This window comes from Streptosporangium sp. NPDC049248, from assembly GCF_040678965.1.
Classification (GTDB): domain Bacteria; phylum Actinomycetota; class Actinomycetes; order Streptosporangiales; family Streptosporangiaceae; genus Streptosporangium; species Streptosporangium fukuiense.
The window spans coordinates 15612-40769 of record NZ_JBFAQY010000005.1 but is presented as its reverse complement, the minus strand read 5'-3'; the positions used below and the strand labels follow the sequence as shown (position 1 = coordinate 40769).

Genomic DNA, 25158 nt, shown 5'->3' with positions numbered 1-25158 from the left:
CACCGGGCCGGTGCCCTCGGCGTCCCGTCCGCCCGGCCGGAGACACGCTCCCGCCGGGCGGAAGGACCTCAGACGGAGGCCGCCAGCCTCCGCCTGAACTCCTCCGCCGCCGCCTTGGGATCGTCGGCCTCGGTGATCGCCCGCACCACCACGACCCGGCGCACCCCATGGGAGATGACCTCGTCCAGGTTGGTGAGGTCGATGCCGCCGATGCCGAACCAGGGCCGCTCGGTCTCCAGGGCCGCGGCATGCCTGAGCAGGCCGGGGCCCGGAGCGTGCCTGCCGGGCTTGGTGGGCGTCGGCCAGATCGGGCCACAGCAGAAGTAGTCGACGCCGGGCTCGACCGCCGCGGCGGACGCCTCCTCGGGGGCGTGAGTGGAACGCCCGATGAGGATGTCGTCGCCGAGCATGTCGCGCACGACCGGCACCGGCAGATCGCCCTGGCCGAGGTGGAGCACGTCGGGGCGGATCGCGTAGGCGATGTCGGCCCTGTCGTTCACGGCCAGGAGCTTGCCGTGCCGGTCGCAGGCCTCGCGGAAGACGGCGAGGAGGTCGAGCTCCTCGCGCGCCTCAAGACCCTTCTCGCGCAGCTGCACGATGTCGACCCCGCCCGCCAGGGCGGCGTCGAGGAAGTCCGCGAGATCTCCCCGGTCACGCCGTCCGTCGGTGCACAGATACAGACGGGCGTCAGAAACCGAGGGCCTGGGCACGTCTCTTCACTTCCGTGTGGCGGCCCGCCACGATCGCGTCGACCGGCGAGCCCGGCAGCGTGTCGTCGGGGGTGAAAAGCCAGCGAAGCGACTCGACGTCGTCGTATCCGGCGTCGAGGAGCACCGTGAGAGTGCCCGGCAGCCCCTTGACGACGTCCCCGCCGGCGAGGAAGGCCGCGGGGACCTGTGGCTCGCCACCGCCCCTGCGCACTCCGATGAGCTTGCGGTCCTTGAGAAGTTGCTTGGCGCGACCGGCGCTCAGGTTGAGCCTTCTGGCAACCTCGGTCAGGGTGAGCCACTCGCCCACCAACTGGTCGGTCTCCCGGTCGATCTGCGCAACAGAAAGCGTCACGAATCCACCACTACCACATCGAGCCCTTCGCCAAACACCTGGCGGCGAGGTTACGCCACCGTACAGTCGCGCAACGCTATCGCAGGGTCGGCGAGGCGATTGACGTCGAGGCGCCGTCCACCCTCGATGAGGCGGCGCCCCTGGACGAGGTCGCGGGGGCGGTTGACCGAGAGGACCGCGGCGAGCCGGTCGTCCTCGGTCACCCAGCACACCGCCCACCTGGTGTTTCCCTCGGCCTCCGGGTCGCCGCGCCGGATCAGGCGGGCGCCGTCGTGGTACCCGGCGTACTGGACCATGTGGCCGAACTGCTCGGACCAGAAGTAGGGGACCGGGTCGTAGACGGCGACGTCGCCGACGAGCGTGGCCGCGGCCACGTCCGGGGCGCCCAGGGCGGTGTCCCAGTGCTCGACGCGGAGGCGCACCCCGTAGCGGCGCGACCACCAGGCCGCGCAGTCGCCCACGGCGACCACTCCGGGCAGCGAGGTGCGCAGGTGCTCGTCGGTGACCACGCCGTTGTCGAGCCGGACGCCGGAGCCGGCCAGCCACTCGGTCGCGGGCCGCACGCCGACGCCCGTGACGACCACGTCGGCCTCGACCGCGGAGCCGTCGGCCAGGGTGAGTCCCCCCTGGTCGACCGAGGCGACCATGGTGCCCAGGCGCAGGTCGACGCCGGCCTCCGCGTACCAGGCGGCGGTGTACGCGCCGACCTGGCCGAGCGCGGCGGACAGCGGGACGTCGGCCGCCTCGATCACGGTCACGGCGCATCCCGCCCTGCGGGCGGCGGTGGCCACCTCGGCGCCGATCCAGCCCGCGCCGATCACGGCGACCCTCGTCCCCCTGCCGAGCAGGGAACGCAGCCGGAGCGCGTCGTCGATGGTGCGCACCACGTGCTGCGGGCCGTCCCCGCGCAGCCGGATCGGACGCGCGCCGGTGGCGATGACCAGGCCCTCGTAGGCCAGCTCGCCCTCGGTGGTCTCGACCACGCCGGGGTGGAGCCCCTTGGCGGAGACGCCCGCGCGGAAGTCGACCTCGAGCGCGTCGAGGTCGGAGTCGACGACGGTGGAGTCGGTCTCGCCGAGCAGCACCCCCTTGGACAGGGGTGGACGGTCGTACGGTCTGTGCCGCTCCTCCCCGATCAGCGTGATCCTGCCGCCGAACCCGCGGGCCCGTAACGCCTCGACGCTGCGTACGCCGGCCAGACCGGCGCCTACCACCACGACATGATTCACACTTCCCGACCATAAGCGTCAGCACCGTACTCCTACCAACGGTCGTTGATAACGAAAACGGTATTTACCTCACATCTGACGCTCTAAGCGTGTTGCCGGACCCCTTAGGGTGGGGGGAAGACGCGCGGGAGCCCGGAACGCACCGGGCTGAGAGGAGGGCCGCGGAGCGACGAAGGACCCGGCGCGAGCCAGGTCCGGAGACGACCGCGAGCGGGCCCTCGACCGCCACGAACCTGATCCGGGTCATGCCGGCGAAGGGAGCGGAGTACACATGGCGGACCATTTCCACCTCCTCGTCGTCGGCGGGGGGGTGATCGGACTGTCGGTGGCCTGGCGTGCCGCCGGCCGGGGACTGAAGGTGGCGGTGGCCGACCCCGCGCCCGCCTCCGGCGCCTCGCACGCGGCGGCGGGCATGCTGGCCCCGGTCAGCGAGGTCACCTACACCGAGGAGCCGCTGCTGCGACTGGGCCTGGCCTCCCTGGAACGCTGGCCCGCCTTCGCCGCCGAACTGGCGGACGCGAGCGGGCACGACCTCGACCACCGCGCCGACGGCACCCTCGACGTCGCCTTCGGCTCGGACGATCTGGCCGCGCTGGACGATCTCGCCGCCTTCGTCGCCAAGCTGGGGTTGTCCGCCGAGCGGCTCACCGGCCGCGAGTGCCGCCGCCTGGAACCCATGCTGGCCCCCGCGGTCCGCGGCGGCATGCTGGCGGGCGGCGACGCCTGGGTGGACCCCAGGAAGGTCACCAGCGCGCTCCTCACCGCCCTGGAGCGGGCGGGCGGCACCCTGGTGCGCGCCCGGGTGGCCGGGCTGCTCACGGCCGCCGGAGCGGTCACCGGGGTGCGGCTGGCGACCGGCGAGAGCGTCGGGGCCGAGCGGGTGGTCCTCGCCGCCGGCGCCTGGTCGGGTTCCCTGCCGGGGATGCCGCCCGAGGCACTGCCCCCGGTGCGGCCGGTCAAGGGCCAGATCATGCGGCTGCGCTCCCCCGCGCCGATCCTGCGGCGATGCGTGCGCGGGGTCGTGCACGGCTCGAACGTCTACCTGGTGCCGCGCGGCGACGGCGAGGTCGTCCTCGGCGCCACGCAGGAGGAGATGGGCTTCGACACCCGTGTCACCGCCGGTGGGCTGTGGGAGCTGCTGCGCGACGCGCGGGAGCTCGTCCCCGGCGTGACCGAGCTGGAGGTGGCCGAGGTCGTCGCGGGACTGCGCCCCGGCACCCCGGACAACCTGCCGCTGGTCGGTCCCACGATCGTGCCCGGTCTGCACATGGCCACCGGGCACCACCGGGGCGGGGTACTGCTCGCCCCGCTCACCGCCGACCTCTGCTCGGGCGAGAGCGACCCGGAGCTCTCCTCGATCTGCTCACCCCTCCGCTTCCAGGAGCACCCACCGCAGGAGCTGTCATGAACGTGACCATCAACGGCGCCGCGCACGAGCTGCCCGCCGGGGCGACCGTCGCGCAGGCCGTGCAGCGGCTGACCGGCATGCGGAGCGGGGTGGCCGTCGCGGTGAACGACGAGGTCGTCTCGCGCGGCGCCTGGGAGGCCACCGCGCTCGCGGAGGCCGACAGGGTCGAGGTGCTCACCGCGGTTCAGGGAGGATGAGCGGCATGGTGGACGATCTGATCATCGGCGGCGAGAAGTTCTCCTCCCGTCTCATCATGGGCACCGGGGGCGCCCCGTCCCTGGAGATCCTCGACGCGGCGCTCGCCGCCTCGGGGACCGAGCTGACCACCGTCGCGATGCGGCGGCTCGACCCGGCCGCGCGGGGCTCGGTGCTCGACGTGCTGCGCCGGCGCGACATCAGGGTGCTGCCGAACACCGCGGGTTGCTTCACCGCCGGGGAGGCCGTGCTGACCGCCAGGCTGGCCAGGGAGGCGCTGGAGACGAACTGGGTGAAGCTGGAGGTCATCGCCGACGAGCGCACCCTGCTGCCCGATCCCATCGAGACCTTCGACGCCGCCGAGCGGCTGGTCGCCGACGGGTTCGTGGTGCTGCCCTACATCGGCGACGACCCCGTGCTGGCACGCAGGCTGGAACAGGCGGGCTGCGCGGCGGTGATGCCGCTGGGGGCGCCCATCGGTTCCGGCCTCGGCATCCGCAACCCGCACAACATCGAGCTGATCGTGGAGTTCGCGAGCGTGCCGGTGATCCTGGACGCGGGGATCGGCACGGCCAGCGACGCGGCACTGGCCATGGAGCTGGGCTGTGACGCGGTTCTGCTGGCCACCGCGGTCACCCGTGCGCAGCGTCCGGAGCTGATGGCGCAGGCCATGCGCTCGGCCGTCGCGGCGGGCCGGGCGGCCCGCCTGGCCGGACGGATACCCCGGCGTCGCTACGCGGAAGCCTCCTCCCCTCTTCATCGATAGAAAACGACCACGTCTCGGCATCGGTTTGGGATTCAGGGACCCTGTCGGCGTCAAATCGCCCGTAAACTCGGCCACGTGGACACGACGCTTACGGACCCCCTGGTCGGGAAACTCCTCGACGGGCGTTACCGCGTCGAGTCCCGGATCGCCCGGGGCGGAATGGCGACCGTCTATCTGGCCCTGGACATCCGGCTCGACCGCACTGTCGCCGTGAAGGTGATGCACCGCTCGCTCGCCGAGGACCCCGCCTTCGTACGGCGGTTCATCGGCGAGGCCAAGTCGGTGGCGAGCCTGTCGCACCCCAACGTGGTGCACGTCTTCGACCAGGGCACGGATGGCGACAACGTCTACCTCTCGATGGAGTACGTGCCGGGCCGGACCCTGCGCGACGTGCTTCGCGACCGTGGCAGGCTGCCCGCCCGCGAGGCACTGGAGGTCATGATCCCGGTGCTCGCCGCGCTGGGCTCGGCCCACCAGTCGGGCCTGGTCCACCGGGACGTCAAGCCGGAGAACGTGCTGCTCGCCGACGACGGCCGGGTCAAGGTGGTGGACTTCGGCCTGGCCCGCGCGATCGAGGCGACCAACCAGACGCGCACCGGTGTCATGATCGGCACCATCGGCTACATGTCCCCCGAGCAGGTCACCTCGGGGGCCGCCGACGCCCGCAGCGACGTCTACGCGGCCGGCATCATGCTGTTCGAGCTCCTGACCGGCCGCCAGCCGTACGAGGGCGACACCCCGATGTCGGTGGCCTACCGGCACGTACACGACACGGTGCCCGTGCCCTCCGCGCTGCTCCCCGGCTCTCCCCCGCTGCTCGACACCCTGGTGGCCAGGGCGACGGCCCGCGATCCCGCGAACCGTCCCGCGGACGCCACCGCGCTGCTGGTCGCCGCCGTCGACGCGCACCGGATGCTGCCCAGGGAGAGCGGCCCGGTGCCGTCCGTCCCCGTCGGGCCGCCGCACACCCACGAGACCACGGTGTCCGCACCGCCCGCGCCGGCCAACCACACGCTGATCCAGCCCCGCGTCGAGTTGCCCACCGGCCCGGTAAGCGACCAGCCGGCGCCCGTTCCCCCGGCGCGCAGGATGTCCGGCGCCCGCTGGTTCCTGCTCGCGCTGGCCGTGGTCATGGTGATCGCGGTGGGGGTGACCGGCTGGCTGTTCTCGCAGAACACCACCATCGTGGTGCCCTCCGCCCTGGTGGGCAAGAACATCACGGTCGCCACCAGCGAGGCCAGACAGCGCGGCTTCACCGTCGAGGAGGGCGAGGCCGAGCATGACGAGAAGGTGCCCAAGGGCAGCGTGCTCCGCACCGACCCCGTGGCGGGCACCGAGGCCGAGCCGGGGAGCAAGCTGATCCTGATCGCCTCGGCCGGCCCCAAGCGGGTCGCGGTGCCCAACGTGGTGGGCATGACCGAGCCCCAGGCCAGGAGCAGACTGGCGGAGGACTCGCTCGTCGCCGGCAAGGTCAGGAAGCAGGCCAGCGACACCGTGCCGCGCGGCCAGGTGATGCGGACCGTGCCGGCTGTGGGAAACCCGGTCAAGGAGGGCAGCAAGGTCGACCTGGTCATCAGCGCGGGTCTGCTCATGCCGGACGTCATGGGCATGCCCCGCGACCAGGCGGACGGGGTGCTGCGCGGGGCGGGATTCGTTCCCGAGTTCGTCGAGCAGACCGACGCCGCCCAGCCGTGCACGGTCATCGCCCAGGATCCCCGGCCCAAGGCCGAGACCGACAAGGGCGCCGTGGTCCGGCTGACCCTTTCGCAGTGCGCCAGCGAGTGGCACTGGCCCTGGGAGAACAACGGCGAGCAGCCTCCCGGCGACGGCGGCAACGTCGTGCAGATCCCGAACATCATGTTCAAGGACTTCAGGGCGGCGCGCGACGAACTGCGCGCCGCGGGGGTCACGGTGAAGCTGAGGCGGACCCTGGGCAAGGGCAGGGTGCTGGCCCAGATCCCGCCGGGCGGCCAGACCGTCCCGGTCGGCACCGAGGTCACCATCTGGTACTGACGGCCGGGCGGGCCCGGTACCCGCGCCGGGGCGGACCTCCGCGCGCTCAGCCTTCGGTCAGGAAACCGTGCAGGCGGATCCTGGCGAGACCGCCGTCGGGGTGGATGTCCACCCTGGCGTACGCGGCCTCGGGCGCGTCGGTGACGCGGAAGCGGTGCCGGGTGTCGGGCAGCAGGCGGGTCCTGGGCAGCAGCGGGAACCAGGTGACGCCGTCCGCGCTGCCGGTGACGGAGACCTCGGCGGGAGCGTTGAACACCAGGTTGGTGGTGTCGATCTCGGCGAGCCTGACGATCCCGGGCCCCGCCAGGCGGATGACCAGCCAGTCGTTGCCGCCGTCGCGACGGCGGGCGGTCTCCCAACCCTCGGCCTGGTGGCGGGCGAGGCCCGGGGAGATGGCGTTGTTGGGCGAGGAGTAGAACTCGTCGGAGCAGGCGGTGACGAGCGCGCCGTTCTCCAGTGCGGCCAGGTCCAGGCCGAGTCCCTCGTACACCGACAGGTCGGGCCTGACCTCGCCGTGCACCCGCAGCCTGGCGATGCCCCCGTCGGGGAACATGTTCAGCCGCACGTGGGTGTGGCGGCGCTCTCCGGACACCTCGAAGAAGTGCTCGGCGTCCCCCTTGAGGTCGCTCATGGGAACGATCTCCACCCAGTCGGCCGCCTCCAGCTCGGCGACCGTCGGATGGCCCTCGGCCTCGCACGCCTCGACGGAGGCGTGCGGCGGGTAGTTTCCCTTGAACCAGGCGGTGTCGATCACGACACCCCGGATCACCCCGGGCATGCCGAGTCTGACCAGGGCCCAGTCGTGGCCGGGCTCGCGCCGCCTGCGGGTCTCCCAGCCGTCGTAGACCTGGCCCTTGGCGCCGAAGGTGTGCGGGCGGAAGCCGGGGCGCCCCGGCCTGATGAGGCTCTCCTTCTCCGCGAAGGACTCGTCGTTGGCCGCGATCACCGAGCCACCGAGGGCACGCAGGGCGAGGTCGGGCAGTGCGGTGAACTCGATCAAGAAGAGAACCTTTCTCGCGAGGGGCGAAGTCCCGGCCGCGGGAGCGCTAAAGCAGGACGCCGCCGAAGCCCTTCCCCACGGCCCGGCCACGCAGCCAGGTCGTGCGGACCACGCCCGTGAGCGTCCTGCCGTGATAGGGCGTGACCGGGTTCCTGTGGTGCAGCCTGGCGACGTCCACGGTGTGCACCGCGTCGGCGTCGAAGGCGACCAGGTCCGCGTCGGCGCCCTCGACGATGGCGCCCTTGCCGCGCAGCCCGGCCAGTTCGGCTGGGCTGGTGGCCATCCAGCGCACGACGTCGCCCAGACCGTGCCCGCGCCGCGCCGCCTCGGTCCAGACCGCGGTCAGGCCGAGCTGCAGGGAGGAGATACCGCCCCAGGCGGCGGCGAAGTCGGGCACCTTCAGGTCGGGGGTGGAGGGCGAGTGGTCGGAGACGACGCAGCCGAGCACCCCGTCGGCGAGCCCGCGCCAGAGCTCGTCGCGGTTGGCCGCGGCACGGATCGGCGGGCAGCACTTGAACTGGGTGGCGCCCTCGGGCACCTCTTCGGCCACCAGCGTGAGGTAGTGCGGGCAGGTCTCCGCGGTGAGCCTGATCCCCTGCCGCCTGGCCCTGGCCAGCGGTTCCAGGCAGAGCGCGGACGACACGTGCAGGATGTGCGCCCGCACCCCGGTCTCCGCGGCCAGCGCGGCGACCCGCTCGACGGCACGGCGCTCGGCCTCCCCCGGACGGGAGTCGAGGAACTCCGGGTACCGCGGTCCCACCGGGTCCGCGAGCAGCGCGGGGTCCTCGGCGTGCACGACCAGCAGGCCGTCAAAGGAGGCGATCTCCACCATGGCCGCCCGCAGCCCGTCCGTGTCCAGCGGCGGGAACTCCTCCACCCCCGACGGGGACAGGAAGCACTTGAACCCGCGTACCCCCGCCTCGTGCAGCGCCCTCAGGTCCGCGACGTTGCCGGGGATCGCGCCGCCCCAGAAGGCGACGTCCACCGCGCACCGCCCGTCCGCGGCGCTCCTCTTCACCGCCAGGGCCTCCGCGTTCACGGTCGGCGGCAGCGAGTTGAGCGGCATGTCCACGATGGTGGTCACCCCACCCGCCGCGGCGGCCCGGGTGGCGGAGGCGAATCCCTCCCAGTGGGTCCTGCCGGGCTCGTTGACGTGCACGTGGGTGTCGACGAGGCCCGGCAGCAGCGCGACGTCGCCGAGGTCGACCTGCTCGGCGGCGTTCAACCGGGCGTCGTGGGCGTGCACCCCGACGATCTTCCCGTCCCTGACCGCGACGGCCGCCGGTCCCTCCTTCCCGGGCAGCACGGCCCGGCGGGAGCGGATGACCAGATCCGGCACGTCCTCAGCCCTCGCACTCATCGGCTCTCCGTTCCTGCCTGCTTCTCGCCGCGGCACGTGCCGGTCCGAGCGCCCGTACCCGGCGTCCCCTTCCCGCTCCCGCGGCCCTCTTTCCCGCCGCGCCCGGACGTCGCCGGAACGGCGCTCAAAGGTGCCTCTCGGCGACCGTGCGCGCGAGCCGTTCGATCAGCGGGCCCGGCTGCGACATGCACACGGCCGGATCGGGCTCGATGTCGGTGAGCGCGTAGGCGGCCGTGATGCCCGCCGCGCTCAGCTCCTCGTCGCCGAGAGCCCGGCGCCCGCAGACCACGACGACGGGGACCCCCGCTTTGGCCGCGGCGCTCGCGACCCCCGCCGGCGCCTTGCCGCGCAGCGTCTGCTCGTCGAGCGAGCCCTCACCGGTGACGACGAGGCGCGCGCCCTCCAGGCTGTCGTGGAATCCGAGCAGGTCGAGGAGGTATTCGATGCCGGGCCGGAACTCGGCGGCCAGGAAGGCCAGCGCGGCGAATCCCACTCCCCCCGCGGCACCGGCGCCCGGCTGCCCGGCCACGCCCATCGAACGGACGACGCCGTCGTGCTCGGCGGCCCCGACCAGGCCGTGGGTGTGTGCGGCGACGGCGGCCAGCCGGGCGAGGGCGGCGTCGAGCAGCCTCACCTCGTCGGGGCTCGCGCCCTTCTGCGGCCCGTACACGGCGGCGGCTCCGTGCGGACCGAGCAGCGGATTGTCCACGTCGCCCGCGACGACGAACTCGACATCATCAATCTTGATAAGGCCGGATTTATCGATTTTTGCCAGGTCGCCGAGGGCGGCTCCGCCGAACGGGAGCTCCCGCCCGTCGGCGTCCAGGAAGCGGACGCCGAGCGCCCGCATCATGCCCGCGCCCCCGTCGGTGCAGGCGCTGCCGCCGAGACCGAGCACGATCCGCCGGGCCCCGCGCCGTACGGCGTGGGCGATCAGCTCGCCGGTGCCGTGGCTGGTCGCGGTGAGAGGTGCCGTCTCGACGCCCTCGTGCGCGAGCGAGCCCGCCGCCGAGGCGGCCGGTCCCGAGGCGGCCGGCAACCGCCGCAGCCCTGACGCCTCGGCCAGCTCGACGACCGCGGTGGCCACGTCTCCTTCCCCGAGGGCGTCGCGCCAGGCGTAGGAGGCGAGTACCGGCTCACCGACGGGGCCGGTGACCTCGACCTCGACCCGGGTGAACCCGCAGGCCACGACCGCGTCCACGGTGCCGTCACCGCCGTCGGCCACCGGCAGCGCGACCGTGGCGACGCCGGGCCCGAGACCCGCGGCGATCCGCGCGGCGACCTCGGCACCGGTCAGCGAGCCCTTGAACTTGTCCGGGGCGATAACGACATGTCCCGACGACTCAGACAACCCTGCTCCCCAATGGCGGATGGGCGGCACGCGCCACCCGCCCGTGCGAGCCGGTGGGGAGCGGATGCCTGACCCCGGTGAAACGGAGCACAATCATCACATCCACCGACGGGCGCCCCCGACACCCGGTCCTCATCCGCCGACCTCCTGGCCCGCGGTGAAGCCCTGCTCGGCGGCCAGCCGCATGAGGCGGCGATGGGCCTCGCCACCGGCGCGGCCGAGTTCGTCCTGGGCGACGGTGCGCAGCTCGTCGTCCTCGACGACGGTCTCACCGCCCACCAGCAGCCGGGCCAGCGGTGGCTGCCGGGTGCCGAAGACCAGGGCGCAGACCGGGTCGGCGACCGCGGAGGCGAAGGCCCCGGTGCGCCAGAGGGCGATGTCGGCGAGCTTTCCCACCTCCAGCGAGCCGAGCTCCTCCTGCCGGCCCAGGTTCCTCGCCCCGCCCAGGGTGGCGATCTCCAGGGCCTGACGGGCGGTGAGCGCGGTGGGCCCGTACCTGGCCCGCTGGAACAGCAGGGCCTGGCGCATCTCGCCGGAGAGCGAGGTGAGCTCGGCCGAGGCGCTGCCGTCCACCCCCAGGCCGACGTTCGCGCCCCTGCGCAGCATCTCGGAGACGCGTGCGATGCCGGCGCCGAGGCGGCCGTTGGAGCTCGGGCAGTGCGCGGAGCCGGTACCGGTCTGGGCGAAGACGTCGATGTCGCCGTCGCTCAGGTGGACGGCGTGGGCGAACCACACGTCCGGGCCGAGCCAGCCGAGCTTCTCCATGTAGTCGACCGGGCGCTGCCCGACCTGCCGCAGGCAGTGCTCCTCCTCGTCGAGGGTCTCGGCGAGGTGCGTGTGCAGCCGTACCCCCTTGGACCTGGCCAGCGCGGCGGCCTCGGTCATCAGGTCGGCGCTGACGGAGAACGGCGAGCAGGGGGCGACCGCGATGCGGAGCCTGGAGGAGAAGGACGGGTCGTGGTAGGTGTCGACGGCCTCGGCCGTGGCGTCGAGGATCTCGTCGAGCCGTTCGACCACCACGTCCGGCGGCAGGCCGCCCTGCGACCTCCCCCGGTCCATCGAGCCCCGGGCGGGGTGGAAACGGAGCCCGACCTCCCGGGCCGCCTCGATCTCCGCGGCGAACAGATCCCCGCGTCCCTTCGGGAAGATGTAGTGATGGTCGCTGGAGGTGGTGCAGCCGGACAGGGCCAGATAGCCCAGCCCCGCGCCCGCCGCGCCCTTCACCACCTCGGCGTCCATGGCGGCCCACACCTGGTAGAGCGCCGTCAGCCACTCGAACAGGGTGGCGTCCTGGGCGAGCCCCTGGGAGGCCCACTGGTAGAGGTGGTGGTGGGTGTTGACCAGGCCGGGAGTGGCCAGGCAGCCGGTGCCGTCGATCCTGACCGCACCGGGTACGGCCGGGGCGGGGCCCACGCCGAGGGCCACGATCCGGTCACCCTCGACGTGGATGTGCCCCGTGGGGATCTCCGGGCCCACGACCGGGGCGATGTGCACGTTCTCGATCAGGATGGTGCTCAACGAGACCCCTTCTCCTCGCCACGCGGCCCCGAACCCGCACCGGCCTTGCGGGCCGCGGCGAGACGTACCGCGTCGAGGATCTTCTCGTAGCCGGTGCACCGGCACAGGTTGCCCGCCAGGGCCTCGCGGATCTCGGCGTCGGACGGGCGCGGGATCCGCTCGATCAGGTCGTGGGCCTGGACGACGAGGCCGGGGGTGCAGAAACCGCACTGGACGGCTCCGCATTCGACGAACGCCTCCTGGACCGGGTCTAGCCGGTCGCCGTCGGCGAGTCCCTCGACGGTGCGGACCACGCGGCCCTCGGCCTGCCCCGCCGCGACCAGGCACGCGCAGACGGGCACCCCGTCGAGGTAGACGGTGCAGGAGCCGCACTCGCCCTGCTCGCACGCGTTCTTGGAACCCGGCAGGCCCACTCGTTCGCGCAGGACGTACAGGAGGCTCTCGCCCTCCCAGACGTCGTCGGCGCTCTCGCTGCGGCCGTTGACCGTGAAGGTGACGCGCATCAGCCTGCCCTCCTCTCGAAGCGCCCGGAGCGCAGCTCGTTCCACGCCCAGGTCAGGGTTCGCCGCGCCATCACCGCGATGGCGTGGCGCCGGTAGTCGGCGGTGCCGCGCACGTCGTCGATCGGCGAGGCGGCCTCGGCGGCCAGCTCACCGAAGCGCCCGAGCAGCGCGGGGTCGAGCCGGGCCTCCCAGTCGAGTTCGGCGGCCAGGAACTCCTCGGCCGCGACGGCGCGCCGGGGAGTCGGGGCGGCCGAGCCGATGCCGGTGCCGACCCGGCGCTCCGCGGGATGGAGCGCGATCGCGAACGAGCAGACCGCGATCACCATGGCGTTGCGGGTACCGACCTTGGAGAAGTACTGCGGGCCGCTCGCGGGGCTCATCCAGAACGCCCTGATCAGCTCGTCGGGTTCCAGCGCGTTGCGCTTGACCCCGAGGTAGAAGGCCGCGGCCGGGATCATCCGCACGCCCCGGGCGGCGGAGGCGACCTCGATGACCGCGTCCCCCGCGAGCAGCGGCGGATGACTGTCCCCCGCGGGCGAGGCCGCGCCGAGATTGCCTCCCACCGTGCCCCGGTTGCGGATCTGCGGCGAGCCGACGGTGCGGGAGGCCTGGGCCAGACCCGGCAGCCGGTCGCCCAGCTCGGCGATCAGCCGGGCGTACGACACGCCCGCACCGACCCTGAGCCTGCCGTCCGCCTCCTCGCTCCAGGTCGCGAGCTCGGCGATCCGGTTCAGGTCGAGCAGCCCGGCGGGCCTTCGCACGTCGAAGTTGAGCTCGACCATCATGTCGGTGCCGCCCTGTATGGGTGCCACCTCCGGCCGGTCCGCCTTGGCGGCCAGCGCCTCCGCCCAGGTGGCGGGTCGCAGGAAATCCATGGTCATCACTCCCAGGCGAAGCGTGCGTCGGGGGTGTCGTCGCGGAGCACACTGCCCTCGATCAGCCCGTAGGGACGGTCGGCGGCGTAGAACACCTCATTGGGGTTGTCCAGCCCGAAGGGGGTGAGGTCCACCAGGAAGTGGTGCTTGTTCGGCATCGCCAGGCGCACCTCGCAGACCTCCTTCCGGGTGTTCAGCACCCGCTCGCCCATCGCGTAGAGCGTCTGCTGCAGCGACAGGCTGTAGGTCTCGGCGAACGCGCCGAGCAGGCAGCGGCGCACCTCGTCGTAGGACTCCCCGTACGGGGACGCTCCCGGCAGGTGCCGCCAGCGGGCCGAGACCTCGGTGGCCAGGACACGGTCTCCGGTGGGTTTCAGGGTGGTGTACTCGTCCTGGACGAAACCGGAGAACTCCGACCCCGTCGAGTTGAGCACCACCAGGTCCTTCAGCCCGGAGACCACGGTGGTGCTGCCGTCCCGGTCGTGGTGGACGACGCAGGTGCGTGTCTCCCTGCCGGAGCGAACGAAGGAGTGCCGCCCGCCCCCGGCTCCCGAGGCTCCCGGGATCCGATCCCAGAAGTACTCCTCGATCTCCACCCGGGCGTGGTGGACCGTGGGCTGGGAGTCCACGTAGTGACGGGCCAGCAGGATCGCGAAGTCCTCGATCTGGGCGACACCGTGCTTCCTGGCGAAGGCGTACACGGTGTTCTTCTGCGTGTCGGTCGGCAGGACCGCGGCGTTGTCGCCGGTGAGGTGGACCGCCTCCATGTCACCGGAGAGTGCCGAGCCGACGGTGACGTCCTTGATGTGGTGGACGTCACCGTCCCTGACGACACGGACCAGGCGGGTCTCCGCCTTGCCGTAGCGGTTGGGTCCGAGAACGACGGGCATGCTAGCTCCCTCGATACGTCGAGTAGGCGAACGGGCTGAGCAGCAGGGGCACGTGGTGGCGCTCCCCCGGGTCCGCCACCGTGAAGTCGATCGAGATCCGCGGGTAGAAGGCGTCCACCGCGCGGGCGGCGAAGTAGGCCCCGGTCTCGAAGACCAGCCGGTGGGCGCCCGCCCCGCACGTCCACCCCGCGATCCGCCCGTCGGCGTCGGTGACGCCCTCGGCGAGCACCTCGCCGTCCCGTTCCAGGCGTACGGCGACACCCGCCGCCGGCCTGCCCAGGGCGGCGTCGAGCACATGCGTGGACAGACTCATACGGGACCTTCCGCAAGCGTGGGTTCGGGGAGCGCGGTGCCTACCTGCCCGTTCCCGGAGGTACGGGGATCGTCCAACGGCTTTCGGGGAACATGGGCCACGGGGCGCGCGGAGTTCATGTGGCCGGTCCCGGAGACGAGTGGCCGCTTTCGAGGAGTTTCCCGAGCCGAAGACGAGTGATCTTCGCGAGCTCGGCCCTGACCACGTTCTGCTCGGTGTCCTCGTCGTTGCCGAGCCGCTCGGTGAGGCGGGCCAGCATCTCCTCGGCCGACAGGCCGGTGGCGCAGATCAGGTAGACGTGGCCGAACCGCCGCTCGTAGGCGCGGTTGCCCTCCGCCAGCCGGTCCAGGACCTCCCGCCCCGCCGCCTCGACCCCCGACTGCTCGCGGCGGGACCAGGCCCCTTCCCTCCCGGAACGACCGGCCGCCGGGCCACCCTCGCGGGGCGGCTCGCCGATCCTGGGGTGGGCAGCCAGTGCCTCGTGCACACCGGACCAGTCCAGGCTCCGCACGGTGGCCTCCGCGACCTCGGCCAGCCGGTCGAGGTCGCGGTAGGGGCGTGACGCCGCCACCCGCGCGGCGAAGTCCCGGCAGGCGCAGCAGGCCAGCAGTTCGGCCTCGGCCTCCTCGGTGCCCAGCGCGTTGAAGGCGGCCAGCCCCGCGACCTGCGGCGCGGAGTGCGGGTTAGACATGGGAGCAGTACACACACCACCGGCGCGTACAGTCCAGCGACAAGCACCCCAAACTGTGCCAAGGGTTTGCCGCAGATTTCCGCAACATACTCCAAACCCGCTGGTACCCGGCGCTCGGTTCTCCTTGGGAGACGTGGTTGAGCGCGCCTCACCGGTCACCTCGCCCCGGAGTGCGGGGAGGACAGGCCGGCTGGGCGGCCTGTCGGCTGTGAAGCGCCGGGGGCGGCGCCTAAACTGGCGTCACCATGACTTCCCTTTCCCCCATCGGCGGACACGTCTCCGTCACCGGCGGCCTCGCCAAGGGCGGGCTGCGCTACGCCTCCGACATCGGTGCCGAGATGATCCAGGTGTTCGTCACCAACCCTCGTGGCTGGGCGCTCGCCGTGGGCGACCCCGCCCAGGACGCCAAGCTCCTCGAGTCGGGCGTGCTCTCCTTCGTGCACGCGCCCTACCTGGTCAACATGGGCTCGCCCAGCGCGGAGACACTGGAGAAGTCGGTGGCCACCGTGCGGCACAACCTGCTGCGCGGCCACGCGATCGGCGCGAAGGGAGTGGTCGTCCACACGGGGTCGGCGGTGAGCCAGTCCCGCGACGAGGCGCTGCGCCAGCTGCGTGAACATCTCCTGCCGCTCCTGGACGAGATCCCCGACGACGGACCCGACCTGCTGCTGGAGCCGATGGCCGGGCAGGGCGCGGTGCTCTGCGCGACGGTCCAGGACCTGGAGCCCTACCTGGCGGCCCTCGACTGGCACCCCAAGGCGGGGGTCTGCTTCGACACCTGCCACGCCTTCGCCGCCGGGCACGACCTGTCGACCTCCGAGGGCGTCAAGGAGACTCTGGAGGCCCTGCACGCGATCGCCCCCGGGCGGCTCAAGCTGGTCCACGCCAACGATTCCAAGGACGTGTGCGACTCCAGGAAGGACCGGCACGAGAACATCGGCTCCGGCCACATCGGTGCCGAGCCCTTCGCCGACATGCTGAGCCATCCCGTGATGGCCGGGGTGCCGTTCTGCATCGAGACACCGGGCGGCGCCGAGAAGCACCGCGAGGACATCGAGGCGCTCAAGAAGCTCCGCGACCGGGTGGGTTCCTGACCTTCCCGAAGGTCGGACGGGACGCCCGTCCTCGTGATCCGGCCGCCCCCGTGTGGCCGGATCACGGTCCGGCCCGCTGGCTAACGCGGGCGTCCCGTCGCACTCGGAGAGCGGCGACCCCTCCCCCTTCCGGTCAAGGACCCGGTGGCCGGATGCCGGCGGTCACCCCGTGTCCGCGCATCAGGTCCTGTGCGAGCCTTACGGCCCTGTCCCCCCTGATCCGGCGGGTCTCGCTCTCCGATGAGGGAACACTAGAGGCGCGTCCAGACGAGCGAGCGGCGCTTTCCCGCCAGCGCGATTAACGGTCAGTAGTTGTCGATGTGCGGAGAGTGCCGACACGACGAACGGCGCACGGCAGGCGACGAACGGTCGATCGGGGGCTCGTGGGACCCCTGTGACCCGCCCCGTGCCGGGAAACGCCGATGAGCCGTACGACCGCGGAACGGCGCACGGAAGGCACCGGGTCGGACGGCGAGCGGGGACGCACGAGAAGGACGGCGACCGCGGAACGGCCGCCGGAGGCCCGCACGGGCGCGAACCACCGTGCGGGGGCCGCGGAGGGCGTGCCGCGTTACCGCAGGGCGGGCGCGGAGGGCAGGGGTCTGGCCCGGACCACGCCGGGGACGGCCGGGCGGTCACGAAACTGGCGGACCAGCCGTTCGCGGACCTCGCGGGCGTGCCGGCGGCTGACCGGAAGCGTCTCGTTGCCCACCCGGAGCATCACCCTGCCGCCGTCGAAGCGCAGCTCGCTCACGTGCCGCACCGAGACCAGCGTGCTGCGGTGCACCCGGATGAACCCCGATCCCGCCCAGCGCCGCTCCAGGGCGGCCAGCGACATGCGGACCAGGTAGCTGCCCTCGTCGGTGTGGAGCCGGACGTAGTCGCCCTGCGCCTCGGCGAACCAGACCGCCTGCTGGGGCACGAACCGCGTCCGTCCCGCGAGCTCGACCGGGATGACGTCCTCCGGCACGGGTTCGGCCGTCGCCGGAATCATGGACTCCAGGCGCCTTACCGCCTCGGCCAGCCGGTCGGCCCTGACCGGCTTCAGCAGGTAGTCGACCGCCTCCAGCTCGAAGGCCTGCACCGCGCACTCCTCGTGGGCGGTGACGAAGACCAGCCGGGGCGGGTTGGGAAACCCCGCGATGAGCCTGGCCAGGTCGAGGCCGTCCAGTCCCGGCATCCGGATGTCGAGGAACACCCCGTCCAACCGCTCGCCCGTGCCGAGCATCTGGACCATGTCCTGAAGCGCGGTGACCCCGCTCGCGGCCGTGGAGACGTGCTCGATACGGGGGTCCTGGCGGAGGAGATAGGCGATCTCCTCAAGGGCGGGGACCTCGTCGTCAACGGCCAGGACTCGCAACATGACCCCACGCTGCCCTCTGAACCGCATCCGCCGCAAGCCTCATGGCAACTTCGGGTAATAGTTTGACTACAAATAGCTATTGGCGGGGTGGAGCTTGGGAACGCGGAGCCGCACCGTCGTGCCCGCGTCCGGCGCGCTCTCCACGATCAGCCCGTAGTCCTCGCCGTAGATCTGGCGGAACCGCACGTCGACGCCCGCCAGCCCGATCCCGCCCTCCTCTCCCGGCGGCGGCACGGAGCCGTCGAGGAGCCCCCTGGCCCGCTCGGGCGGCATGCCCAGGCCGTCGTCCTGCACGCTGATGTGGGCCTCGGCCCCGGCGTCGCTGACCACCACCCGCACCTCTCCACGACGTCCCGCGGCCGCCACGCCGTGCTTGACCGCGTTCTCCACCAGCGGCTGCAGGCAGAGGAACGGGACGGAGACCGACAGCACCTCCGGCGCTACCCTGAGGGTGAAACGGAGCCGGTCGCCGAACCTGGCACGTTCCAGGAGCAGGTAGCGGTCCACGCAGTGCAGCTCCTCGGCGAGGGTGGTGAAGTCACGCGCCCGGCGCAGCGCGTACCGGTTGAAGTCGGCGAACTCCACCAGCAGCTCCCGCGCCCGCTCGGGGTCGGTGCGGACGAACGAGGCGATGGTGGTCAGCGCGTTGTAGACGAAGTGCGGAGACATCTGGGCGCGCAGCGCCCGCATCTCCGCCTCCATCGTCCGCCGCCGCGAGGAGTCGACCTCCGCCAGCTCCAGCTGCCCCGAGACCCACCTGGCGACCTCGGTGACGGTCCGCACCAGTGCCACGCTCACCACGGCGTCATAGGCGGCGAGCGTCCCGACCACCCGCCCGTCGACGGTGAGCGGTACGACGACCCCGCCCCTGGTGGCACAGCCCGGCGCGTCGCAGGCCGGCGCCTCCCCGGTCACCACGTGCGGGCGCGCCGAGGCCAGGACGATCCTGGCGTGCTCGGGCGCGTGGTCGCGGTGGCAGCCCGCCGCGCCGTCCCAGGCGAGCAGGCCACCGCCGTCGGCGACCGCGACGGCGCTGGTACCCAGCAGGGTACGCAGGTGGCGGACCGCCTTACGGGCGGACTCGTGGGTGAGCCCGGCCCGCAGCGAGGGAGCCGCCATCGCCGCGATGTGCAGTGTCAGGAAGGTGGCCTCGTCCGTCGGACCGCCCTGCCGGTCCGGGTGCCGCCGGCGCGGACGGGGAAGGACGAGTCCGAGAAGGGCACTGAAGGCGCAGAGCAGCACCCAGCCCGTGGTCGACATGCGGAAAACCGTAGTCAACCCGCCCCGGAGATCGGGGGCGAACGCCGATCACGGACCGATCAGGGTGGGCCTTCGCCCGCTTCCTCCTGATAGGAGTAGCGCTGCTCGCGCCAGGGGTCGGCGATGTTGTGGTAGCCGCGCTCCTCCCAGAAGCCGCGCCTGTCCTCCAGCAGGTACTCCACGGCGCGCACCCACTTGACGCTCTTCCACGCGTACAGGTGCGGGACGATCATCCGCACCGGGAACCCGCGTTCCAGGGCGATGGGCTTCTCGTCCAGTTCCAGCGCGAACATCGTCTGTGCACGGTCGAAGTCGCCTATCCGCACGTTGGCGCTGTAGCCGTACTCACCCCAGATCATCACGTGCTTCACCTCGGGTGCGGGCGGGGCGACCTCCATCAGCGTCGCCGCGGACACCCCGCCCCACTCGTTACCCATGATCGAGAACTTGGTGACGCAGTGGAAGTCGGCCACCACCGTGGTACGCGGCAGCGCGGAGAACTCGGGCCAGGTGAAACGGTGCTGCTCACCCGAGGCCGTCGCCCCCATGACGTGCAGCTGCCAGGTCTCCGGGCGGAACCGGGGCACCCGGCCGTAGTGGATCACCGGTCGGCCCCGGGGGACGTACTGGCCCGGAGGCAGACGAGGCTCCTCCCACGAAGGTTCGGACTGCTCCACCATCACTCCCTTCGCCGTTTCCCCTATGGCACGTGGTAATCCTGCCATCGCGGACTTCCCGCCGCCTCGGCGGCTACCGAATAACGTTCTTTCACCTGACGGGACGGAGGCGCTCTGACCGTGCGCTATCATTTCCCACTATGCGTACAGCGTTCTGGTTTTTTTATGGCGACGGACCCGTGAGTCGGACCGTTCGCCACCAGATGCTGCGCTGACAGCCTGGCGAACAGAAGGCCCCGGGTCCGGTTTCGGACTCGGGGCCTTCTGCTTTTCCCGGCCTTCATCGAACACACCACAGACCTCGGAGCCGGCCGGACCGGCCGGAGCCGTCGAAGAGGGAGAGACATGGTCATCGTCATGGGACCCGGCGCCACGGAGCAGGACGTCGAGGCGATCGTGGAGGTCATCGGCACGGCGGGCGGCGAGGCGTTCGTCAGCCGGGGCGTGAGCCGCACGATCATCGGCCTGGTCGGCGATGTCGCCCAGTTCACCACCCTCGACCTGCGAGGCATGACCGGGGTGGCCGACGTGATGCGGGTGAGCGCGCCGTACAAGCTGGTGAGCCGCGACAACCACCCCGAGCGGTCCACGGTCCGCGTCGGCGGTGTGCCGATCGGTCCCGGCACGGTGACCCTGATCGCCGGCCCGTGCGCGGTGGAGACCCCCGAACAGACCCTTCAGGCCGCCCGGATGGCCGCCGCGGCCGGGGCCACCCTGCTGCGCGGCGGCGCCTACAAGCCCCGCACCTCCCCGTACGCCTTCCAGGGGCTCGGCGAGGCCGGCCTGCGCATCCTCGCCGACGTGCGCGAGCGGACCGGGCTTCCGGTCGTCACCGAGGTCGTCGACGCGGGCGACGTGGCGCTGGTGGCCTCCTACGCCGACATGCTCCAGGTCGGCACCCGCAACGCGCAGAACTTCGCGCTGCTCCAGGCCGTCGGCGCCGCCGGCAAGCCGGTGATGCTCAAGCGCGGGATGAACGCCACCATCGAGGAGTGGCTGATGGCCGCCGAGTACATCGCCCAGCGCGGCAACCTCGACGTCGTGCTCTGCGAGCGCGGCATCCGCACCTTCGAGACCGCCACCCGCAACACCCTGGACGTCTCCGCGGTGCCGCTCGCCCAGCGGCTGTCGCACCTGCCGGTCATCGTCGACCCGTCCCACTCCGGCGGCCACCGCGACCTGGTCCTGCCGCTCACCCGCGCCGCCATCGCGGCCGGTGCCGACGGCGTGATCATCGATGTCCACCCGCGCCCCGACCAGGCCCTCTGCGACGGCCCTCAGGCGCTGGTCGACGGCGACCTGGACGAACTGGCCCGGGTGATGGAGCGGTTCCCGCCGCTGCTGGGCAAGGTCGCGGCCGTCGACGCCCTGGCCCCCGCCTGACCCACCCGCTCGCCGCGGCTTCCGGCCCCGGACACACCCGGGGCCGGGAGATCCGATCTCAGGCGTCGAGCCGGTACTCCTGCAGGGATCCGGCGAGCTGGACGGCGAGCTCCTCGGCGTCCAGTCGACGTTCGATCTTCTTCAGGTCGGCGACCTTCGCGGCGGTCTCGGCGCGGCGGGGGGCCAGCAGCGAGCAGCAGTCCTCGTCCGGCAGCTCGGAGATCGCCAGGGTTCCGATGCGGCGGGCCTCGGCCATGATCTCGGTCTTGTCGAGGCCGATGAGCGGCCGCAGGATCGGCATGTCGACCGCGTCGTCCTGGGCGGTGATGTTCTGCAGGGTCTGCGAGGAGACCTGGCCCAGGGAGTCGCCGGTGACCAGGGCACCGGCGCGCAGCCGGCGGGCGACCTCCTCGCCGGTCTTCAGCATCAGACGGCGCTGGGTGATCACCGCCAGGCGGTCCTGGCCGGAGGCCTTGATGGACTGCTGGGCCTTGCCGAAGGGGACGACCCACAGCCGGGACCCGCCCTGGAACCTGTCGAGTGCCCTGACCAGCGCGTACGCCTTGTAGATGGACTCGGAGGTGGTGAAGGGGATGCCGGAGAAGTGCAGGAAGTCGACGCGCAGGCCGCGGCGCATCATCCGGTAGGCGGCCACCGGGGAGTCGATGCCACCGGACATCAGGACCAGGCCCCGGCCGCTGGTGCCGACCGGCAGCCCGCCCTGGCCCGGCAACCCGCCGGTGAAGACGAACGCCTCGTCGCGATCGACCTCGATGGAGACCACCAGCTCGGGGCGCTTCAGGTCGACCGGCAGCCCGTAGATGTCGTTGAGCTCGCCGCCGACCGAGCGGTCCAGCTGCATCGAGGTGAGCGGGAAGCGCTTGTCGCGGCGGCGGGAGCGGACCGCGAAGGAGACGCCGCGCCTGACGTCGTCGCGGTCGGCCAGCAACTCGATGGCGGCCTTGGTGATCGCCGAGGGGTCCTTGGCCACCCGCCAGGCGCGGTGGATCCAGACCAGCCCGGGAATGTACGAGACACGCTCGGCGACCGTGTCCGCGACCTCGACCCCGGTGCCGTCCGGCAGGAAGATCGCGATGACGCCGTGGCGCTGCCGGACGTCGACCTTGACGCCGACATCCTTCAGCGCGGCCTTGATGTTGGCCTGCAACCTCCGCTCGAAGAGCTCACGGTTGTTGCCCTTGAGGACGACCTCGCCCAGTTTGAGCAGAACGCAGGGCTCGCCCAAGGCGGACATGGTCATGGTGCAACCTCCGGTAGAGCTTCGAGGGGATATGAGGGGCTTTGTGGTAGGGCTTCGTCAAGTCTCTCGCGCGTTGGCGCAAAGACAACCTCTCGACCTTGTTACTTTAGTCGGGACTACGACTCGTCGAGGCCCTGCTCGATGGCGTAGCGGGCCAGCTCCACCCGATTGTGGAGCTGAAGCTTGTTCAGCGTGTTCTGGACGTGGTTCTGCACGGTCCGGTGGGAGAGCACGAGACGCTCGGCGATCTGCTTGTAGGACAACCCCTTGGCGACCAGGCGGAGCACCTCGGTCTCCCGCTCGGTCAGGCGGGGCGTCGCCTCGGGCGCGGATCTGGCCGCCAGCCTCCGGTACTCCCCCAGCACGAGCCCGGCCAGCCCGGGGGTGAAGACCGCGTCGCCCCCGGCGGTGCGCCGGACCGCGTCGAGGAACTCCTCCTTGCTCGCGGATTTCAGCAGATATCCGGAGGCTCCCGCCTTGATGGCCTCCAGCACGTCCTCCTGCTCGCCGCTGGCCGACAGCACCAGCACCCTGGGCGGCGGCTCCGAGGTGGCCAGCCTCCTGGCCACCTCGACCCCCGGCAGGTCGGGCAGCCGCAGGTCCAGCACCACCAGCTCGGGCCGGACCGCCGCGGCCACCCGGACCGCCTGCCGCCCCTCCCCGACCGCGGCCACCACCTCGTATCCGGCCTCGGCCAGGTCCCTGGCCACCCCGTCCCTCCACATCGGGTGATCGTCCACCACCATCACGCGCATTGGCCTACCTTAGGCCCGTTCCTCCTGGGGCGTCCGTCCCCGGGCGGCCCGGCCCGCCCACCGTGGCGGCCGCGAGAGGCGGTCTAGGCGGTCGGCACCGACATCTCGATCTCGGTGCCCCGGCCGGGAGCGGAGATCACACTGACCGTGCCACCGAGGTCCGCGACACGGCCCCGGATGGACTGCGCGACGCCGAGCCGCCCGTCGGCGGCGGCCTCCTCCAGGCGTCCGGGTGCCATGCCCGGCCCCTCGTCCCTGACGGTCACGGTGACCAGCCCGTCGTCACTCTCGGCGAAGACCCACGCGGGCGCGCGCGCCCCGCAGTGGCGGGCGACGTTGTCCAGGGCGGCTCCGACCGCGGCGGCCATCTCCGCCGCGGTGGCCGCGGGCAGGACCAGCGGGGTCGCCGGGGCCGAGACGGTGACCGTGGCCGAACCGTACCTGTGCAGCAGGGCGCACAGGTCCGCGGTGCCCGCGGCGGGTGCCTCGGGCCTGAGCCTGACCAGCTCGCGCAGGGCGGCCTCCTGCTCGCCCGCGAGCCTGCCCAGCTCGGCCGCCTCACCGCCGATCTCCTGCCCACGCCGCTGGACCAGCGCGAGCACCTGGAGCACCGAGTCGTGGATTCCCCTGGCGAGCCGCTCCCGCTCCCGCCCCGCGACCTCCAGTTCGATCGCCCGCTCCATGCGCTCCTCGGCCTTCTTGGCCAGCCGGGCGACGTGCCCGACGACGGTCCCGGCGAGGAAGAGCAGGACGGTGCCGTTGATCGGCAGCGTCTCGAAGCCGCCTCCGGGCACGCCGTGCAGCCACAGGTCGGCCAGCGAGACGATCAACGCGGCCACGGCCCCCGCCCGCCGTCCGCCGTACACGCCCCAGGCGAGCACCGCGCCGCCCATCCAGGTGCCGGTGATCGGCAGGCTGCCCTCCTGGTAGGCGCCCTGCACCGCCGGGGTGGCGAGCAGGCAGCCCACGGTCACGAGCATGTCGGCGGCGAGCAGCGGCCGGCCGCGGAGCTCCTCGACGGAGTAGGCGAAGATCGTCCCCACGGTCCACAGCGCCATGACGCCGATCACCAGCCAGCCGGTCGCCGGGTGGGCGTACCCCCCGGCACGGATGAGCAGAACCGCCGCGTAGCCAAGGGACGCGACGCGGAACACCGCGACCGCCCGCCAGAACGGCCCCTCGATTCCGGTCACCCGCCAGCCCTACCTCTCAGCAAGAAAGCGGCGTACTGCAATAATCCACCGATTTCTCTCTCACGAAAAACTGGAACATGTCCCACGTAGATCACTTTTCTTACGGCCTGCTCACCCCCGCGCTGGCCTACGTCATGTCGAGCGTCGGATGCATGCTCGGACTCCTGCTCACCGCCAGAGCCCGCGAGGCGGTGGGAGCGGCACGGGCCCGCTGGCTGGTGGGCGGGGCACTGTCCATCGGCGGCACCGGCATCTGGGTCATGCACTTCGTCGCCATGATGGGCTTCTCCGTCGGTGACGGCCAGATCCGCTACGACGTGCCACTGACGATCGGCTCGGCGACCCTGGCCGTCGTCGTGGTGGGCGTGGGCCTGTTCCTGGTCTCCTACCGGGGCGAGAGGTTCGTGCCGCTCGTCTCCGGCGGCGTGCTCACCGGTCTCGGCGTGGCGGGCATGCACTACATCGGCATGTTCGCGATGAAGATGCCGGCCCACCTCTCCTACGATCCGACGCTGGTCGGGATCTCGGTCGCGATCGCGATCGCCGCGTCCATCGTGGCGCTCTGGTTCAGCCTGCGGGTCAGCGGCGTGCTCGCCACCGGCGGAGCCGCGATGATCATGGCCCTGGCGGTCTGCGGCATGCACTACACCGGCATGTTCGCGCTCGAGGTGCGCCCCCGGCTCTCACCCGCGCCGCTCGGAGGGGCCAAGGGCATCGACTTCATGCTGCCCACGCTGGCCGTGCTGGGCCTGCTGACCATCGGCCTGCTGCTCACCGTCATCCTGTCGCCGTCGCAGCCGGAACTGGACCACGACGCCGCCCTGCTGGCCAGGCTGGAGAACCGCCGCACCGAAGCCCGGCTGCACGAGCCGGTCACCCCGCCCGCCGCTCAGGCGCCGAAGGGCCGTTCCCTGTTCGACTCCCAAGAGCGATGATGTACGGCCTGCGCCCGCCGGGCCGCTCGGTCAGGGCGCAAGCCGTACATGGAGGGGAATCGC

Annotated in this window: 25 protein-coding genes; 7 read left to right on the top strand and 18 right to left on the bottom strand. The window is 72.1% G+C overall.

Translation table 11 applies throughout. The features are described 5' to 3' along the window. Positions 1 to 68 precede the first annotated feature (68 nt). The 3 genes from thiE to AB0K21_RS11870 are packed head-to-tail and all read right to left on the bottom strand — an operon-like array spanning position 69 to position 2291. Positions 69 to 710 (bottom strand): thiamine phosphate synthase, encoded by a 642-nt coding sequence (gene thiE, locus AB0K21_RS11880; protein WP_343979648.1) that lies wholly within the window; start codon positions 708 to 710, stop codon positions 69 to 71. Then, on the bottom strand, positions 688 to 1062 hold the full coding sequence (locus tag AB0K21_RS11875) for an Rv2175c family DNA-binding protein (protein WP_343979651.1): 375 nt from the start codon (positions 1060 to 1062) through the stop codon (positions 688 to 690). The genes thiE and AB0K21_RS11875 overlap by 23 nt, the downstream gene beginning before the upstream one ends. Before the next feature lie 50 nt (positions 1063 to 1112). Further along, positions 1113 to 2291 carry an FAD-dependent oxidoreductase gene (locus tag AB0K21_RS11870; RefSeq protein WP_343979655.1) on the bottom strand — a complete coding sequence of 393 codons (1179 nt, stop codon included), beginning with the start codon at positions 2289 to 2291 and terminating at the stop codon, positions 1113 to 1115. A 271-nt stretch (positions 2292 to 2562) separates the two neighbouring features. Here AB0K21_RS11870 and thiO point away from each other — a divergent pair, with 271 nt between their 5' ends. The 4 genes from thiO (at position 2563) to pknB (ending at position 6673) form a co-directional block, all read left to right on the top strand. After that, on the top strand, positions 2563 to 3699 hold the full coding sequence (thiO, locus tag AB0K21_RS11865) for a glycine oxidase ThiO (RefSeq protein ID WP_343979659.1): 1137 nt from the start codon (positions 2563 to 2565) through the stop codon (positions 3697 to 3699). After that, positions 3696 to 3896 (top strand): sulfur carrier protein ThiS, encoded by a 201-nt coding sequence (gene thiS / locus AB0K21_RS11860; protein WP_030910039.1) that lies wholly within the window; start codon positions 3696 to 3698, stop codon positions 3894 to 3896. The genes thiO and thiS overlap by 4 nt, the downstream gene beginning before the upstream one ends. 5 nt (positions 3897 to 3901) lie before the next feature. After that, positions 3902 to 4660: a thiazole synthase gene (locus tag AB0K21_RS11855; RefSeq protein ID WP_343979663.1), complete on the top strand. Its 759-nt coding sequence runs from the start codon at positions 3902 to 3904 to the stop codon at positions 4658 to 4660. A 75-nt stretch (positions 4661 to 4735) separates the two neighbouring features. Continuing rightward, positions 4736 to 6673, top strand: coding sequence for a Stk1 family PASTA domain-containing Ser/Thr kinase (gene pknB / locus AB0K21_RS11850; RefSeq protein WP_343979666.1), 1938 nt, complete (start codon positions 4736 to 4738; stop codon positions 6671 to 6673). A 46-nt stretch (positions 6674 to 6719) separates the two neighbouring features. On the opposite strand, the gene alc is transcribed toward pknB, so the two are convergent. The 9 genes from alc to uraD form a co-directional block, all read right to left on the bottom strand. Next, positions 6720 to 7673, bottom strand: coding sequence for an allantoicase (gene alc / locus AB0K21_RS11845; protein WP_343979669.1), 954 nt, complete (start codon positions 7671 to 7673; stop codon positions 6720 to 6722). Positions 7674 to 7719: 46 nt separating this feature from the next. Beyond that, complete coding sequence (gene allB, locus AB0K21_RS11840) at positions 7720 to 9033, bottom strand: allantoinase AllB (RefSeq protein ID WP_364149462.1); 1314 nt, start codon at positions 9031 to 9033, stop codon at positions 7720 to 7722. A 124-nt stretch (positions 9034 to 9157) separates the two neighbouring features. Beyond that, positions 9158 to 10384: a glycerate kinase gene (locus AB0K21_RS11835; protein WP_364149460.1), complete on the bottom strand. Its 1227-nt coding sequence runs from the start codon at positions 10382 to 10384 to the stop codon at positions 9158 to 9160. A gap of 132 nt (positions 10385 to 10516) precedes the next feature. Then, complete coding sequence (locus AB0K21_RS11830) at positions 10517 to 11902, bottom strand: 8-oxoguanine deaminase (protein ID WP_364149458.1); 1386 nt, start codon at positions 11900 to 11902, stop codon at positions 10517 to 10519. Beyond that, a complete protein-coding gene (locus AB0K21_RS11825; RefSeq protein ID WP_343979683.1) occupies positions 11899 to 12405 on the bottom strand; it encodes a (2Fe-2S)-binding protein in 507 nt (168 codons plus the stop codon). Before AB0K21_RS11825 ends, AB0K21_RS11830 begins: the two co-directional genes overlap by 4 nt. After that, positions 12405 to 13280: an FAD binding domain-containing protein gene (locus AB0K21_RS11820; RefSeq protein ID WP_343979803.1), complete on the bottom strand. Its 876-nt coding sequence runs from the start codon at positions 13278 to 13280 to the stop codon at positions 12405 to 12407. The genes AB0K21_RS11825 and AB0K21_RS11820 overlap by 1 nt, the downstream gene beginning before the upstream one ends. Before the next feature lie 5 nt (positions 13281 to 13285). Then, entirely contained in the window at positions 13286 to 14170 is an 885-nt protein-coding gene (gene pucL, locus AB0K21_RS11815) for a factor-independent urate hydroxylase (protein ID WP_343979686.1), read from the bottom strand. Position 14171: 1 nt separating this feature from the next. Then, a complete protein-coding gene (gene uraH, locus AB0K21_RS11810) occupies positions 14172 to 14483 on the bottom strand; it encodes a hydroxyisourate hydrolase (RefSeq protein ID WP_343979690.1) in 312 nt (103 codons plus the stop codon). A gap of 115 nt (positions 14484 to 14598) precedes the next feature. Continuing rightward, positions 14599 to 15174: a 2-oxo-4-hydroxy-4-carboxy-5-ureidoimidazoline decarboxylase gene (gene uraD / locus AB0K21_RS11805; RefSeq protein ID WP_364149455.1), complete on the bottom strand. Its 576-nt coding sequence runs from the start codon at positions 15172 to 15174 to the stop codon at positions 14599 to 14601. Positions 15175 to 15419: 245 nt separating this feature from the next. On the opposite strand from uraD, the gene AB0K21_RS11800 reads away from it, so the two are divergent. Then, positions 15420 to 16268: a deoxyribonuclease IV gene (locus AB0K21_RS11800; RefSeq protein ID WP_343979696.1), complete on the top strand. Its 849-nt coding sequence runs from the start codon at positions 15420 to 15422 to the stop codon at positions 16266 to 16268. Between the two features lie 571 nt (positions 16269 to 16839). Here AB0K21_RS11800 and AB0K21_RS11795 read toward each other — a convergent pair. From AB0K21_RS11795 to AB0K21_RS11785, 3 genes are all read right to left on the bottom strand, one after another. Then, positions 16840 to 17631 carry a LytTR family DNA-binding domain-containing protein gene (locus AB0K21_RS11795; protein WP_343979698.1) on the bottom strand — a complete coding sequence of 264 codons (792 nt, stop codon included), beginning with the start codon at positions 17629 to 17631 and terminating at the stop codon, positions 16840 to 16842. A 66-nt stretch (positions 17632 to 17697) separates the two neighbouring features. Next, on the bottom strand, positions 17698 to 18891 hold the full coding sequence (locus AB0K21_RS11790; RefSeq protein WP_343979700.1) for a histidine kinase: 1194 nt from the start codon (positions 18889 to 18891) through the stop codon (positions 17698 to 17700). A gap of 59 nt (positions 18892 to 18950) precedes the next feature. Beyond that, positions 18951 to 19571 (bottom strand): molybdopterin-dependent oxidoreductase, encoded by a 621-nt coding sequence (locus AB0K21_RS11785; protein WP_343979704.1) that lies wholly within the window; start codon positions 19569 to 19571, stop codon positions 18951 to 18953. A gap of 342 nt (positions 19572 to 19913) precedes the next feature. On the opposite strand from AB0K21_RS11785, the gene aroF reads away from it, so the two are divergent. Next, a complete protein-coding gene (aroF, locus tag AB0K21_RS11780; RefSeq protein WP_343979708.1) occupies positions 19914 to 20951 on the top strand; it encodes a 3-deoxy-7-phosphoheptulonate synthase in 1038 nt (345 codons plus the stop codon). Between the two features lie 58 nt (positions 20952 to 21009). Here aroF and thiI read toward each other — a convergent pair whose 3' ends face one another. The 3 genes from thiI to AB0K21_RS11765 form a co-directional block, all read right to left on the bottom strand. Beyond that, entirely contained in the window at positions 21010 to 22212 is a 1203-nt protein-coding gene (thiI, locus tag AB0K21_RS11775) for a tRNA uracil 4-sulfurtransferase ThiI (RefSeq protein ID WP_343979711.1), read from the bottom strand. A 116-nt stretch (positions 22213 to 22328) separates the two neighbouring features. After that, positions 22329 to 22967 (bottom strand): response regulator transcription factor, encoded by a 639-nt coding sequence (locus AB0K21_RS11770; protein WP_343979714.1) that lies wholly within the window; start codon positions 22965 to 22967, stop codon positions 22329 to 22331. Positions 22968 to 23050: 83 nt separating this feature from the next. Continuing rightward, the gene (locus AB0K21_RS11765) at positions 23051 to 24160 is read right to left on the bottom strand and encodes a DUF5931 domain-containing protein (protein ID WP_364149450.1); all 1110 of its coding nucleotides are present in this window, start codon (positions 24158 to 24160) and stop codon (positions 23051 to 23053) included. A gap of 77 nt (positions 24161 to 24237) precedes the next feature. Here AB0K21_RS11765 and AB0K21_RS11760 point away from each other — a divergent pair, with 77 nt between their 5' ends. After that, the gene (locus AB0K21_RS11760; RefSeq protein ID WP_364149448.1) at positions 24238 to 25095 is read left to right on the top strand and encodes an MHYT domain-containing protein; all 858 of its coding nucleotides are present in this window, start codon (positions 24238 to 24240) and stop codon (positions 25093 to 25095) included. Positions 25096 to 25158: the final 63 nt, after the last annotated feature.